Annotated in this window: 14 protein-coding genes and 1 pseudogene; 7 read left to right on the plus strand and 8 right to left on the minus strand. The window is 62.7% G+C overall.

Annotated elements, in window-relative coordinates:
- Positions 1-8: 8 nt before the first annotated feature.
- Positions 9-962, plus strand: coding sequence for an alpha/beta hydrolase (locus OHQ90_RS30375; RefSeq protein WP_328403326.1), 954 nt, complete (start codon positions 9-11; stop codon positions 960-962).
- Positions 963-1,126: 164 nt separating this feature from the next.
- Here the strand turns inward: OHQ90_RS30375 and OHQ90_RS30380 are convergent.
- The 3 genes and pseudogenes from OHQ90_RS30380 to OHQ90_RS30390 all read right to left on the minus strand — a co-directional run.
- Positions 1,127-1,482: pseudogene (locus OHQ90_RS30380) on the minus strand (ATP-binding protein); the annotation flags it as partial.
- Between the two features lie 200 nt (positions 1,483-1,682).
- Positions 1,683-2,135, minus strand: a complete 453-nt coding sequence (locus OHQ90_RS30385; RefSeq protein ID WP_328403328.1) for a MaoC family dehydratase — start codon at positions 2,133-2,135, stop codon at positions 1,683-1,685.
- Positions 2,136-2,331: 196 nt separating this feature from the next.
- Positions 2,332-3,126 carry a class II aldolase/adducin family protein gene (locus OHQ90_RS30390; protein ID WP_328403330.1) on the minus strand — a complete coding sequence of 265 codons (795 nt, stop codon included), beginning with the start codon at positions 3,124-3,126 and terminating at the stop codon, positions 2,332-2,334.
- A 179-nt stretch (positions 3,127-3,305) separates the two neighbouring features.
- Between OHQ90_RS30390 and OHQ90_RS30395 the strand changes: the two genes are divergently transcribed.
- Positions 3,306-3,896, plus strand: coding sequence for a helix-turn-helix domain-containing protein (locus OHQ90_RS30395; RefSeq protein ID WP_328403332.1), 591 nt, complete (start codon positions 3,306-3,308; stop codon positions 3,894-3,896).
- 52 nt (positions 3,897-3,948) lie between these two features.
- On the opposite strand, the gene OHQ90_RS30400 is transcribed toward OHQ90_RS30395, so the two are convergent.
- The 5 genes from OHQ90_RS30400 to OHQ90_RS30420 form a co-directional block, all read right to left on the minus strand.
- A complete protein-coding gene (locus OHQ90_RS30400) occupies positions 3,949-4,866 on the minus strand; it encodes a 2-hydroxyacid dehydrogenase (RefSeq protein ID WP_328403334.1) in 918 nt (305 codons plus the stop codon).
- A gap of 182 nt (positions 4,867-5,048) precedes the next feature.
- On the minus strand, positions 5,049-5,858 hold the full coding sequence (locus OHQ90_RS30405) for an alpha/beta fold hydrolase (protein ID WP_328403336.1): 810 nt from the start codon (positions 5,856-5,858) through the stop codon (positions 5,049-5,051).
- A gap of 25 nt (positions 5,859-5,883) precedes the next feature.
- On the minus strand, positions 5,884-6,693 hold the full coding sequence (locus tag OHQ90_RS30410; protein WP_328403338.1) for an MBL fold metallo-hydrolase: 810 nt from the start codon (positions 6,691-6,693) through the stop codon (positions 5,884-5,886).
- Position 6,694: 1 nt separating this feature from the next.
- On the minus strand, positions 6,695-7,276 hold the full coding sequence (locus tag OHQ90_RS30415; RefSeq protein ID WP_328403340.1) for a TetR/AcrR family transcriptional regulator: 582 nt from the start codon (positions 7,274-7,276) through the stop codon (positions 6,695-6,697).
- A 447-nt stretch (positions 7,277-7,723) separates the two neighbouring features.
- Positions 7,724-8,392, minus strand: a complete 669-nt coding sequence (locus tag OHQ90_RS30420; RefSeq protein ID WP_328403342.1) for a TetR/AcrR family transcriptional regulator — start codon at positions 8,390-8,392, stop codon at positions 7,724-7,726.
- A 122-nt stretch (positions 8,393-8,514) separates the two neighbouring features.
- Between OHQ90_RS30420 and OHQ90_RS30425 the strand changes: the two genes are divergently transcribed.
- From OHQ90_RS30425 to OHQ90_RS30445, 5 genes are read left to right on the plus strand one after another with little or no spacing between them, the layout of a single operon-like run.
- Positions 8,515-9,666 (plus strand): acyl-CoA dehydrogenase family protein, encoded by a 1,152-nt coding sequence (locus OHQ90_RS30425; RefSeq protein ID WP_328403344.1) that lies wholly within the window; start codon positions 8,515-8,517, stop codon positions 9,664-9,666.
- A gap of 13 nt (positions 9,667-9,679) precedes the next feature.
- The gene (fabG, locus tag OHQ90_RS30430; RefSeq protein ID WP_328403346.1) at positions 9,680-10,438 is read left to right on the plus strand and encodes a 3-oxoacyl-ACP reductase FabG; all 759 of its coding nucleotides are present in this window, start codon (positions 9,680-9,682) and stop codon (positions 10,436-10,438) included.
- Positions 10,439-10,460: 22 nt separating this feature from the next.
- Entirely contained in the window at positions 10,461-11,618 is a 1,158-nt protein-coding gene (locus OHQ90_RS30435; protein ID WP_328403348.1) for an acyl-CoA dehydrogenase family protein, read from the plus strand.
- A gap of 6 nt (positions 11,619-11,624) precedes the next feature.
- Entirely contained in the window at positions 11,625-12,821 is a 1,197-nt protein-coding gene (gene pcaF, locus OHQ90_RS30440) for a 3-oxoadipyl-CoA thiolase (protein WP_328403350.1), read from the plus strand.
- A gap of 8 nt (positions 12,822-12,829) precedes the next feature.
- On the plus strand, positions 12,830-14,314 hold the full coding sequence (locus tag OHQ90_RS30445) for a long-chain-fatty-acid--CoA ligase (protein WP_328403352.1): 1,485 nt from the start codon (positions 12,830-12,832) through the stop codon (positions 14,312-14,314).
- Positions 14,315-14,633 lie beyond the last annotated feature (319 nt).

The following is a 14,633-nucleotide window of genomic DNA, read 5'->3' on the forward strand; positions in this document are numbered from 1 at the left end:
ATAGGCGCATGACCGCTACAGAAGAAGACCCGATCTCCTTGCATCCCCAGGTCCAGGCCTACCTGGATCGGCTTGCCGGCTTCAATTTCGGCGAGCTGCACACCTTCACACCCGAGCAGGCTCGCGAAGGTCTGCGCAGGCAGATCCCCCTTTTGGGTGAGCCGGAGCCGGTTGCCCAGATCAATAACCGCACCATTCCTGGACCAATCGGCCCAATCCCGATCCGGATCTACACCCCGAGCGGTGACGCCCCTTTCCCCGTCTTGGTGTTCTTCCACGGTGGCGGCTTCATGCTGGGCAATCTCGACACCCACGACGGCCTGTCCCGCAGCCTGGCAAACGGAGCCGAATGCATCGTGGTGTCCGTCGACTACCCCTTGTCCCCGGAGCACAAGTTTCCGGCAGCGCCCGAGGCCTGCTTCGCCGCGACCAAGTGGGTTGCAGACAATGCCGCAAGCTTCGGCGGAGATGCTGACCGAATCGCGGTCGGCGGCGACAGCGCAGGTGGCAACCTGGCAACAGTCGTCGCGCAGATGGCACGCGACAACGGCGGGCCAGCTTTGACCTTCCAGCTCCTGATCTACCCCGACGTCGATTTCCGTAGAACGAATTTCACCATCCGCGAGTACGCCGGGAAGTACGGCAACGTCAGCCGGGACACTCAGCACTGGTTCATGGACAACTACCTCAACAACGAAGAAGAGAAGCTCGACCCGCGGGTCTCTCCCCTGCTTGCTCCCGACCTGTCCGGGCTGCCGGCAGCACTCATCGTTACCGCTCAAGCCGACGCGCTGCGGGACGAGGGCGAGCAGTACGGCCACAGGCTCGAAGCGGCCGGCGTGCCAGCGACCGTCAGCCGATACACCGGCATGATCCACGAGTTCGTCCGGCACCCCTTCGACGACAGCAAACAAGCCCGAATCGATGCTGCGGCAGCGCTCGAGAAGGCATTCACACAATGAAAGCCACCAGCTGACATCCGACGAACACCCGATACGGCTCCGGTCGCGCCAGACGGCCGGAGCCGTATCAACGCTAGACAGCTCGGGCTCTCTCCGCGGTGAACAACCCTGGCTTGACCGGTGGTGGCCACTCACATACTGCGGCCGAGCAATCCGCACGAACTGTCGCAGTGGTGGACCAGACGGTCGATCATGGCCGCGATCAGGCTCGCGCGTTCGCAGCGGGAGGAGAGCTTGATCAGCTCTGCCTGCAGTTTTCCGGCGGAGAGGGCCTCAGCCAGGTCGGCAACCCATTCGGCGGCGGTGCCGAACGCGACGCGGTGGCCGGCGTGGATGGACAGTCCGATCGACAGGTGGTCTTGTCGGTCCCGGGCGGACCGAGGAACACGACGTTCTCGCGGGCGGTGATGAAATCCAGGGTGCCCAGATGGATGATGGTGTCGCGCTCCAGGGAACGCTGGTGATCGAAGTCGAACTCCTCCAATGACTTCCGTGACGGGAACCGGGCGGCGCGGATGCGTCCCTTCACAGCCGTGAGCTTCGCGGGACGGATCGGCGATTTCGTCCAGCGATTACCTTCGGCGTCGACACGAAGCGCCATGCGACCAGCCCGCCGATGACCCTGGTGTGTGCCCCCAGGTCAGTGGGAGCCGATCCAGCTGGACTACACAACATTCATGTTCTTCTCGCCCAGGTGCCGTCGACACCGAGGCCGCGCGTTCAGGCCAAGTAGCGCACCAGACTCTCCACTACGCATGCGGGCCGCTGCCCACCTTCGAGGGAGATGACAACGGTGCGTTCGGCCTGAACACCACCGGCAATATCGGTTACCGAGGTGAGGATGACAGACCCGCGAAGCCGACCACCTACCGGTACCGGAGTGATGAATCGGACCTTACCGAGTCCGTAGTTGACAGCCATCCGGGCACAGCTCACTCGCATGACCTGCTGGGTCATCGGGGCGAGCAGAGCAAGAGTCAGGAACCCATGTGCAATGGCGCCACCGTACGGGCCATGCGTTGCGCGAGCCGGGTCCACATGAATCCACTGATGGTCCCCAGTCGCAGCGGCGAATCGGTCGATGCGCTCTTGGTCTACCGTGATCCAGTCGCTGACACCGATCTCTGTACCGACTGCGGAGCGTAAGTCATCGAATGTGGCGAATACCCTCATACGGACTGCGCCCGCCCGATCCTATGATGGGGGCTGATCTCCCGGTTGCCGGAGTCCGCTACCAGGTCTAGCGATACCAGATTCACATTCCATCCAAACTATCACCGCAAGTTGTTCAAGCAAATAATGAGTTGAATCTGTTCAATAGATCTAAGCATTCGATGACATGCTCGGCTCTCGTACGTGACGACCAAAATCAATCCAACACGTCAGGCTCCTGCTCGACGACGAGATCGCTGAGTACCTTGAAGCTGTGCTTCGCCATATTGGCGCTTCCGAATTGCCGGTGCGCAAGGCTGGCTTCTTCCGCCGTCATCACGCGCGGGCTTCCAGCAGCATCGGCCAACAACTGCATTTGGCAGGCGCGGTCCATCGCGATGAACCACCATGCCGCTTCTTCCACTGTGCGCCCTACCGTAAGCAGGCCGTGGTGTCGCAGTATCGCGGCACGGCGATCACTCAGCTTCTCCGCGATCCGCTGTGCCTCCTCCTTCTCCAGCACCAAGCCCTTGTACTCATCGAAAAGAACGTGGTCGCCATAGAAGGCACATGATTCCTGGACGATCGGATCCAGCAGCTTGTCCATCGCTGCGAACGCACGCCCGTGAATCGTGTGAGCGTGGACGACCGCCACAACATCAGCGCGAGCCCGGTGGATCGATGAGTGGATCCAGAAAGCCGCTTTATTGGTTCGCCGTCCACCTTCGACCACATGACCTTTTTCGTCGAGGAGCAGAAGATCACTGGCTCGCATACGTGAGAAGTGCAACCCGTATGGATTTACCCAGAAGCGGTCGGGGAACTCGGGATCCCTTACCGTTGCGTGCCCTGCTATCCCCTCGTCGAATCCGTAGCGAGCGAAGATACGAAAGGCAACGGCGAGTTGCTGCTTGCGATGCAGACGCAAGGCGGCGACAGACTCGCTCGATTCATTCAATGCGGGAAGGTCCAGCAGTTGGACATCGTCCCCTTCGACGTCGGCGACAGTCATCTCACTCATCCTCCTGATCGGGCTGATACCCCCAGCCTATCACCTTCCTGGCAAAATAAATTGCCTTTCAGGCAAGTTAGCCGGTAAGTTACAGACTCCCCCTGCTACACCGCCCACGATCTCACCTCACCACCTGAGAGACACGACAGTTTGCCTATCAGGTCGGTAGTGTGTGGGGCATGGAAGATAGCGCCGACATCGACAGCTGGGTTAGCCGCCGTCTGGCTAAATTTCGGAGCGACCGCCATATCACGCTCGCTCAGCTCGCTGATCAAACCGGCATTTCCGCGGCACACCTGTCCCGTTTGGAGGGCGGAACGCGGCAGCCCTCCATCGCCAGTTTGCTTCAAATTGCCCAGGCGTACGGGGTTTCTCTGAGCCACCTTGTCGAAGGGCCTGACGACAAGGAGTATCACCTGGTCCGGGCCGGGGCTGCGATGGAACATCAAGGGGAGGAAGGACTCTACGCGGTACTCAGCGGTCCCGATGCCGCCATCGCGGTCGTCCAGTTCGAGCTTCCAGGCGGCAATCGGACGACGCCCGCGACACATAGCGGCGAGGAATGGCTCCACATCGTGGCGGGCGAGATTCAACTCGACCTGGCCGACAAGGCTATCGCTTTGCAGGTCGGCGACTCCATACATTTCGACTCGGCTCGTACCCATAAACTGATCAATACCGGCCGCAGAAGCGCCACCGTGCTGATCGCGTCGACAGCGGCAGCGGTGCCTGTACACCACCCTGTCCCTGCGCACCGTCCGAGCAGTTAGCAACGCCGAAGAGACCCGGCAAGAAGACCCGCCGCCCTTGCTCGCTCGTCGATCAATACTGGCCGAGCACAAGGTTCTTGGGCCTCTCCCCTGCCACGTATCGAGTGATCTCCTCGGCCGCGATCGCATAGGCGCGATCGAAGTTGCCTCGGCTGCTGCCTCCGATGTGCGGTGTCAGTAACAGACCTGGCGCCGTCCAGAGCGGGTGATCCGATGGCAATGGCTCCGGGTCGGTCACGTCCAGCGCGGCGCACAACCGGCCAGAGCTCAGCTCGGCCAGCAACGCTTCGGTATCGACCACAGGCCCTCGTGCAGCGTTCACCAGAACCGCGCCGTCGGTCATCCGGGCGAGAAACTTCGCATCCACCATGCCCACGGTTTCTGCGGTTACGGGCACCATCAAAACCACGACGTCGCATTCGCCGAGTAACTCAGGCAACTCGGCTACACCACGCACGTGGCCCCGGGCGACTGTGCCGACAAGTGTGACTGTGGTGTCGAACACCTCCAGCCGTTGCTGCAGAGTCCTCCCCAAGTCACCTGCACCTATGACGAGAATCCGCTTTCCTTGCAAACCGTCCGTCCGATGATGCGCCCAGCGGCGATCGCGTTGCGCATCGACAAAATCCGTCAAGTCCCAATAGATCGTCAGCAGTACGCCCAAGACCCACTCAGCAACGCTGCCGCCGTGTGCTCCTCTGCCGTTGGACAACATCACGCCATCCGGCAGCCGACCGATCCAATCCTCGGCACCGGCAGTAAGTAGTTGCACCAGTCGCAGATTCGGTAAGTCATGCATCAAATCGATCATCTCGGCAGTGCGAGCCAGGAACCGCGGCACGAGCACCTCAGCGTCGCCAGCGCCGTCCGGCAGCGGTTCCCCGGGGTCGAAACGCAGCGCCCGCACTCCGGCGAGCTGCGAGAGTACGCGCCGCCCGTTCTCATCTGGAACCAGAACAGTCACCGACATGATCTACAGCGCCTTTCCTTACCGCGCAGACCTTCTACGCCTGGCAGTATCGTTCAATTTGCGCCAACAGCGTTGACGCCGAATATCACTGCTGGACTTCGCTGATGGCGCCCAGGGCTACCCGGGCTATTTCCAGCCGCCGCGGCCGCCTGCCAATCCAGGTCGTCCAGACCGGTCACGCCCTACTTTGCCGCGCGAACGACCTGGCGAATGATCTCTGCGACAGCCAACGGGTGGGTGACCTGTGGGACGTGAGCACCAGGGAGGGTCACGAGATCCTTTTCGAGTACTTCTGCAAGTCGCCGGGCGCCAACCACAAGGAATTCCGACGATTCGGTTCCGTGTGCAATGGTCAGGGGGACGGTCGGCTCGACGATATCCACGTTCAGCGTCGCCAAGCCCCGAAGGTCGATTCCCAAGAGAGTTTCAGCATTACCCAGCATGCGTTCGACCTGTGCGTCAGAGAGCTTGCTGTAGCCCTCCTCCCCATTCAGCAGCCGCAGCACTGCGTGCGCAGCACCGCGTAAGTCTCCATCAGCGACGTAGGGTCCCGCCGCCTCGCGCAATGGGGCGTTTGCCTGGGTCGGGTCCGGGAGCAGCGACGCCAGGAACGGTTCGTGAAGGATCGCGAGCCGGACCAGCTCGGGACGGCGCAGCACCAAAGTCAATCCGATGGCACCCCCCAGGCTGTTGGCGTACACCACCACCGGCCCGAGCCCCAACGACTCGATCAAGCCCGCGGCATCTGCCGCCTGCTCATCCATAGAAGTCGTCGTCCATCCTTCCGGGCGAGGACTCCGCGAATGGCCGCGGCGGTCATAGCTGATGACCGTGTGACTATCGGCGAGCATGGTGGCGACGGTCTCCCATGCACCCCCATCTCCGAATCCACCGGAGATGCAGAGAACGGGCGGTCCCTCACCGCGCAGCTCGTAGTAGATCTCGGCGCCGTTGACGGACGCCATGCCAGTCGAGGTAGCTACGTTGTTCATGACGACTTCTCTCTATCTAGTCTTTTCAGAGCCCTGCGGTCTGAAGACGCTGAAGTTCCCAGGGATCATGAGCGGAAATGAGAGTGACGTCGTCACTGTGGTCGCGAACCAGCTCGCGCAGCCGCGCTTGCGTGCCCAGCCGAAGGTCGTGATGGACCTCGGCGGTGGTCTGTATATGGTTGAGCACCGGGTGCGGATGGGGGTCCGCTTGCAATTCGCGGTGGTAGTAGTACGCGTCACCGCAGTGCAGGATCCAGTTTTCACCTGTGCGAACGGCAATACCGGCGTGACCGGCGGTATGGCCTCCGAGCGGAACCATCAGAATTTCGCTGGAGAGCCCCTGCGCCTGCTGAGCAGTGAAGCCGAACCACTCGTCATTCGATTCTGGAGCATAGGAAACCCAATTCGGTCCGTGCGTCCAATGTCCAGGCCGATACCGAAAGCTCGGTGCTTCCGCGAAGGCTGCCTCTATCTCGGCTTTCAGGACATGAACCTGTGCGTCGGGAAAGTCGGGCAGACCGCCGCAGTGGTCGATATCGAGGTGAGTGAGAAAGATATGTCGCACGTCCTTGGCAGAGAAACCCAGCTTTTCGACTTGCCTGATGGCAGTCTCTTCTTCGGACAACACCGGCTCGGCCACCGTCACCCACGCCGTTCCCAGCACTGTGTGTGGGTTGCGGATGTCCTCGAGTCCAAGTCCGGTCTCGACTAGCACCAGACCATCCGAGTCCGTCTCGACGAGAAGGCAGTGGTTCACCGCATGAGCGGTCTCCAGGCCTTCGTACGTGGGCTCAATCATGCGCACAGAGCCACAATTGAGGTGATGAATCTTCATCTCACTCCTTTCCGTCGACGGCTCGAGCCGCGACTTCCGCAATCTCAGTACTGACTGTCAGCACCCAGGAGACGTCGTGCTTGACCCGCGCAATGAGCAGCGCGCCCTGTAACGACGAGAGAATCAGGGCCGCAAGCCGATCGGCCGCTGAGCTCGAAACCGACTGTGAGCGCAAATAGCCGGCGAGGCCGTCCAACCAACGGGTATAGACGCTGTCGCAGGCGGTCCGGATTTGCGCACTGTCAGAGGCAGCCTCCAACGCCACAGTCGCAACCGGACAGCCTTCGCGAAACCCGGAGTCCTCGAGATTGCGGGCAAGCAAATCACACATCTGGATGATCGCCGTCCGCACGTCAGGAGCGCTCGCCAGCACGGCGCGCAGGTCCTCACCCAACCGGTCGCCGGCCAACGACACCGCTTCGGATGCCAGTTGCTCCTTACCTCCGGGGAAGTGGAAGTAGAGCGAGCCCTTGGGGGCACCACTCTGCGCAAGCACCTGGTTCAGCCCGGTCGCGTTGTAACCCTGCCGCTGGAACAAGCCGGCGGCCATGTCCAGGACCCGCTGCCTAGTGTCTTTCGCCATGCGCCGATCCTAACTAGACCAGTTTACATAATCAATAGACCGGTCTCTCTATTGTGCTCGCAACGCTCATATTCATCCCGCTGTCACCAGGTCCAACGACGTCAGGAATGCGCCGATCGATGCAAGAGACAGAGCCCACCCCTCCCATCCGGAGTTGTTACCACCGGTGCGGCCGTCATGCCGCCCGTCCGAGCTCAGTGCGCAACCGCGCCAAAACAAGACAGCCCCGAGGTCACCCGCGAACCACCGTGCCGGTTGGTCGGTATCACGACGTACAGGTGACCCCGGTCTCACACGCACCGAATTACGTACCTTCTGATCCGTGTCGGCGCTCGAATCAACAGCGAGCCGTCGCAGGCGTTGGCCGCGGGTCGCTCAGGCCGACAAACGGGCATCACTGGGCTAACCAGCGCGATCACAAAATGCGAGTCGTCCTGCAACGGTCGACTATTTGCCTTCGGCAACCTTCGCTCGACGCCGCGCTCGTTGCTTCCGGATCGCCGTGAACCGGTTCTCGAGCCCGTCGACAAAGGCGGTCAGCACCAAGTCGAAACTCTCCGCGTCGATTTCATCGGCTTTGGCTCGCAGCAGGTGCGCTTGCTCCAGGTGTGGGTAGCGGTCCCGATACACCTGCACATCATCGACGAAACCGCGAGAGAACGAGCCGATCGTCGAGCCCATCACTACATACCTGGTGGCAGCTCCGATCATGGTCGCCTGCCGCGGCGGCCATCCAGCTCGCACCAGGCCGCCGTGCACTGCGTCGGCAGCACGCAGGTTCTCCTCGCGCCGACCCGGACCGGAGGCCAGGTAAGGGACGAAGTTCGGATGCGCGACCAACGCCGCCCGGTACGAACGCGCCCATGACTCCAGCGCCGCCCGCCAGTCGTCGCCCTCGAACGCCGAGGTATCGACGCGGCTCATGATGCCACGAGCGACATCATCGAGCAGATCGTCTTTGGTCGGATAGTGGCCGTAGAGCGAAGCCGCTTGCACTCCCAACTCGGCCGCCAGCTTGCGCATCGACAGTTCGGGCAAACCGTCGCGGTCGATCATCTCCAGCGCCGTCGCTCGGATCCGTTCCCTACTCAGCAGCGGCACTCGGGGCCTGGCCATCGCACACCTCCACCCTCGACCGCCGACATCCAACAGAACCTATCACCCAATCTTGAAAACCAAACGCCGTTAGGATAACTTGACGACATAAACCTAACACTGTTTGGTTCAGGAGTGGAGCGATGGATCTCGAACTGGGCGATACGCACAGCGAGCTGCGCAAGCTAGCCAGGTCGTGGGTAGACAAGGAAGTCGTCCCCCACGCCACGGAATGGGACCGAGCCGAGGCGGTCGACCCCGCCATCGTCGGCAGGCTCGGCGCCATGGGATTCCTCGGCATCGGAGTCTCCGAGGAGTTCGGCGGATCCGACGGTGACGCGCTGGCGTACTGCGTGCTGCTGGAAGAGCTGGGACGCGGCGACTCCGCCGTACGCGGCATCGTGTCGGTGTCGCTCGGCCTGGTCGCCAAGTCCATCGCGACGTACGGCACCAGGGAGCAAAAGCAGCGCTTCCTGCCGCGGCTCTGCGCCGGCGAAGCATTGGGTTGCTTCGCCCTGACCGAGCCTGGTACGGGCTCCGATGCCGCGAACCTGACCACCAAAGCCGTGCGCGACGGCAACGACTGGGTGCTGTCTGGCTCGAAGATGTTCATCACCAACGGAACTCGCGCCGACGTAGCACTGGTCTTCGGACGCACCGGCGGACCAGGGCCCAAGGACGTCACAGCCTTCCTGGTGCCCACCGACTCCCCCGGGTTCACCGGCACTGAAATCAAGGGCAAACTCGGACTGCGCGGACAAGCAACCGCCGAGCTGACCTTCGACCAAGTCCGGGTGCCGGATTCGCTGAGACTCGGAGACGAAGGCACCGGATTCAAGATCGCGATGGCGGCGCTGGACAAAGGCCGGATGGGCGTCGCGGCCGGATGCGTCGGCCTCGCCCAGGCCTGCCTCGAAGCTGCGGTCCGTTACGCCAGCGAGCGCGAGCAGTTCGGCAAGCCGATCGCCTCGTATCAGCTCGTACAAGAACTGCTCGCGGATATCGCCGTCGAAGTCGACGCCGCGCGGCTGCTGACCTGGCGGGTCGCCGATCTCGTCGACCGCGGCAAACCCTTCGGCACCGAGGCCTCAATGGCCAAACTGTTCGCCAGCGAGGTCGCGGTCAAGGCGGCCAACAACGCCATCCAAGTCTTCGGCGGCTACGGCTACATCGACGAATACCCCGTGTCGAAGTACCTGCGGGATGCCCGCGTCCTCACGCTTTATGAAGGCACCAGCCAAATCCAGAAACTGCTCATCGGCCGCGCACTGACTGGCGTGAATGCCATTGTCTGACAAGGAGAATTGAATGAGTGCCCAGCTCAGGACCGCATTGGTCACCGGCTCGGCGCGCGGTATCGGCGCCGCCACCGCTGCACGATTGGCCGCCGACGGCGCCGCCGTTGCCGTCGTCGACCTCGACGAAACCGCCTGCCGAGCAACAGCTGACGCGATCACTGCCGCAGGCGGGAGGGCGGTCGGAATCGCATGCGACGTCACCGATGAGGAACAGGTCGAGGCCGCAGTCGAACGGGCGGTGACCGAATTCGGCTCGCTGGACATCCTCGTGAACAACGCCGGCGTACTGCGCGACAATCTGCTGTTCAAAATGTCGGTCGACGAGTGGGACACGGTCATGTCGGTCCATCTGCGCGGCGCCTTCCTGTGTAGCCGCGCTGCACAGAAGCTGATGGTCGCCCAGCGCTACGGCAAGATCGTCAACACATCGAGTGTGTCCGCCCTTGGCAACCGCGGACAAGCCAACTACGCCGCCGCCAAAGCTGGCATCCAAGGGTTGACCCGCACTCTCGCCATGGAACTCGGGCCGTACGGCATCAATGTCAACGCCGTCGCTCCCGGATTCATCGCCACCGACATGACGGGGCACACCGCCGCCCGCATCGGAGTCACCGCCGAGGAACTGCAGGCCAAGACCGCGGAAATCACGCCGTTGCGCCGGGTCGGGCAGCCGTCGGACATAGCGAGTGTCGTCGCGTTCCTTGCCTCCGATAATGCCGCATTCGTCACCGGCCAGACCATCTACGTCGACGGCGGCCGCCGTCTCTAATCTGCACGACCAGGAGATATCAATGCGCAGAACAGTTTTCGATGTCGATCACGAGGCGTTCCGGGAGACCATCCGGGCATTCGTCGAATCCGAGGTCGTACCGGTGTACGACAAGTGGTACGAGGACGGGATCGTGCCTCGTGACTTCTACCACAAGCTCGGCGAACTCGGCGTCTTCGGTATCGAGGTACCGAGCGAGTACGGCGGTGCGGACATCGAGTCGTTCAAATTCCAGGCCGTCATCACCGAGGAGCTCGCACGCGCAGCCGTGTCCTTCGGCGGCAGCGGAGTGCACGTTGCGCTGTGCCTTCCGTATCTGAAGACGCTGGCGACCGAGGAACAGAAACAACGCTGGTTGCCCGGATTCGTAGCCGGGGAAACCATGTTCGCCATTGCGATGACCGAACCCGGCACTGGTTCCGATCTCGCTGGAATGCGAACGACAGCGAAACTCGCCGACGACGGCACGCACTACGTGCTGAACGGCGCCAAGACCTTCATCACCGGCGGTGTGCACGCCGACCGCGTGATCGTGTGCGCTCGCACCGCTCCCCCACGCGACGATGACCGCCGCTCGGGCATCTCGCTTCTCGTGGTGGACACCACGTCACCCGGCTACAGCGTCGGGCGCAAGCTGGACAAGCTCGGTCTCAAGGTCTCCGACACCGCCGAGCTGACCTTTACCGATGTGAAGGTGCCCGTCGAGGATCTGCTGGGGGAAGAAAACAAGGGATTCTCCTACCTCGGCCAGAATCTTCCGCAGGAGCGGCTCAGCATCGCGGTAGGCGCCTACGCCCAGGCGAAGGCCGCGGTCGGCTTCGCCCAGCAATACACACAAGACCGCGCGGTCTTCGGCAAGACGGTCGCCAGTTTCCAAAACACGAAGTTCGAACTTGCGGCCTGCCAGGCCGAGGTCGACGCCGCCGAGGCAGTAGTCGATCGGGCATTGGAAGCCCATGACCTGGGCGAGCTTTCAGCTGCCGATGCTGCCTCGGCAAAACTGTTCTGCACCGAGGTCGCATCCCGCGTGATCGACCGATGCCTGCAGCTGCACGGTGGCTACGGCTATATCAACGAGTACCCGGTGGCCCGGCTCTATGCCGACAACCGCGTCAACCGTATCTATGGCGGCACCTCCGAGGTGATGAAGATGATCATCGCCAAGAACATGGGGCTGTAGATAACGATGAACACCGCCTATCTCGTTGCGGGAGTGCGCACCCCATTCGGCCGATACGGTGGCGCGCTGGCCTCGGTCCGGCCCGACGACCTGGCCGCTCATGTCATCGGCGAACTGACGCAACGTCTTCCGACGGTGGACTGGGCCGCAACCGATGATGTGATTCTCGGCTGCGCGAACCAGGCCGGCGAAGATAATCGCAATATCGCCCGCATGGCGGCACTGCTCGCGGGCCTGCCAGTCGAGATCCCGGGCAGCACCGTTAATCGGCTGTGTGGGTCCGGTCTCGACGCCGTCGCAGGTGCTGCCCGAGCCGTCCGGGCAGGCGATGCGGACCTGATCATTGCCGGCGGGGTGGAGAGCATGACCCGCGCGCCCTTCGTCATGCCGAAACCCGAGACTTCGTGGTCGCGTTCGAACGAAGTCTTCGACACTACACTCGGCTGGCGGCTCATAAACCCGCGGCTGCAGGAGCGCTACGGCACAGACTCCATGCCACAGACCGCGCAGAACGTGGCAGCAGAGTACGACATCAATCGTGGCGACCAGGACGCGTTCGCTCTTCGCTCCCAGGAGCGGGCAGCCGCGGCACAGCGCGGCGGCCGGTTGGCCCGCGAAATCGCGCCGATCACCGTCGCGCAACGTAGAGGTGACCCGATTGTCGCCGATACCGACGAACATCCACGGTCGACTTCCCTTGCCGCCCTGGCGAAGCTGCCGTCGGTGGTCACCGGCGGCAACATCACCGCAGGCAACTCCTCCGGTCTCAACGACGGCGCGGCCGCGGTGCTGATCGCCTCCGAGCGGGCGGTCGAACGGTACGGGCTCTCGCCGCTGGCCCGCGTCGATGCCGCGGTATCGATCGGTGTGCCCCCACGTGTCATGGGGATCGGCCCCTTCCCGGCAACCGAAAAGCTGCTCATGCGAACAAAACTCGGCATCGGCGACATCGATGTCCTCGAGGTCAACGAAGCCTTCGCGGCACAGTCGTTAGCGACGCTCCGGCAACTTGGTTTGCCTGACGACGCCGAGCACGTCAACCCCAACGGTGGCGCGATCGCCCTCGGCCACCCCCTCGGAGCCAGCGGCGCCCGGCTCGCCTTGACCGCGGCGCTCGAACTAGCCGACCGCGACGGCCGGCGCGCGATCGCGACCATGTGCATCGGCGTCGGCCAAGGCATCGCGGTATTGATAGAACGATAGGAATTCTCATGAATGCGACCCTGTCACTGGCGAGCATCCTTGCCGAGCAGGCTCGGCGGCGCCCTCACCACGTAGCGCTCATCGAGGGCGCGCGCCGTATCACTTTTGTGGAGTTGTGGGAGCAGGCACGTGCACAAGCCAACGCACTGATTGCGCTGGGAGTGCGGCCGGGCGACCGGGTCGGACTGATGGGACCGAACACTGCAGACTTTCCGCGCGCCTACTATGCAATCCTGGCCGCTGGAGCCGTTGTCGTCGCGGTGCACCCGCTGCTCACCGCAGAGGAAGCCGAATACGTGTTGCGCGACAGCGGAACACAGCTTTTGCTGTGTCATGAGCAGTTCGCGTCGGTGGGCCTGGAGGCGGCGCAACGGGCAGGAATCGACTGCCTCGACCCGAAGTCTCTTGCCGCCCAGCCGATTGCGGCGTTCATCTCACGCCGTCCGATGGACACTGCCGTGGTGTTCTACACCAGCGGGACCACAGGCCGACCGAAGGGCGCTGAGCTCAGCCACCTGAATATGGTGATGTGTGCAACCGTCAACGCATTCGACGCCAATGAAGTACGCCGCGACGACGTAGCGCTGGGCGCGCTGCCACTCTTCCACGTCTTCGGGCAGACAGTCTCGATGAATTCGACCTGGCGGGCGGGCGCCACGCTCGTGCTGCAACCCAGATTCACGGCCGCTGAAGCGATTTCACTGATGATCGCCGAGGGTGTCAACACATTCCACGGCGTACCCACCATGTACGTCGGACTGATCGAGGCAGCTCGGGAAGCACCGGCCCTTCCCAAGCTGCGGCTGTGTATCTCGGGCGGAGCGTCACTGCCACAGACCGTCCTGGACGCATTCGAGAACACCTTCGACGCCAGCGTGCTGGAAGGCTACGGGTTGTCGGAAACCTCCCCGACAGCCACGGTGAATCAGCCGCAACTCACACCGAAGGCCGGAACCGTCGGACATCCGGTCTGGGGCGTCGACGTGGAGATCGCCGACCCCGACGTACGCGACCGGATCGAGTTGCTACCCACCGGCACGATAGGCGAGGTAGTCATTCGCGGACACAACCTGTTCAACGGCTACATAGGAAGACCGGACGCCACTGCGGAAGTCATGGTGGACGGTTGGTTCCGCAGCGGCGATCTCGGCCGCAAGGACACCGACGGCTACCTCACGATCGTCGACCGCATCAAGGAGATGATCATCCGGGGCGGATTCAACGTGTACCCGACCGAGATCGAGGACGTGCTGCTTCGTCATCCCTACGTTGCGGCAGCTGCGGTCATCGGTGTTCCGGACGCCACCTACGGCGAAGAGATCTGTGCCGTCATCATCAGATCCGGACCCGTCACTGATGAGGAGATCATCGCCTATGGTCGCGAGCATCTGGCCAAGTACAAGTACCCGCGCCGAGTCGAATTCGTACCCGAACTTCCCATCGGGCCCACCCACAAGGTCCTCAAACGAGAACTGAGGAAACAGTTCTCATAGGACAGAGCGCTTCAACGCCGGCCCTGGCGCTGCAGTATCTTTGCGGTCGGCGGCGGCACACCCACGCCACCGCAGGCCTGGTCGGCTGATCACTCGGGTCGGCGAGCACACTCTGTGGTCGACCGGCTCAAAGCTGCGTGTGCTGTCCGAGCGCGTGGGAGCACCACTGGCCGTGGGCATTTCGGCCGCCAACACCAACGATGTCGAGGCACTGGGCCCACTCGGAAGAGTCGGTCGACTGTTCCAGCTGCGAGGCCGAAATATCCATTGCCGCGACAGAGACCGGCCTGTTGTACAGGGACACGCTGACCACTCCGAA

The sequence above is a fragment of the Nocardia sp. NBC_00403 genome (genome assembly GCF_036046055.1).
In the GTDB taxonomy this organism is placed as follows: Bacteria; Actinomycetota; Actinomycetes; order Mycobacteriales; family Mycobacteriaceae; genus Nocardia.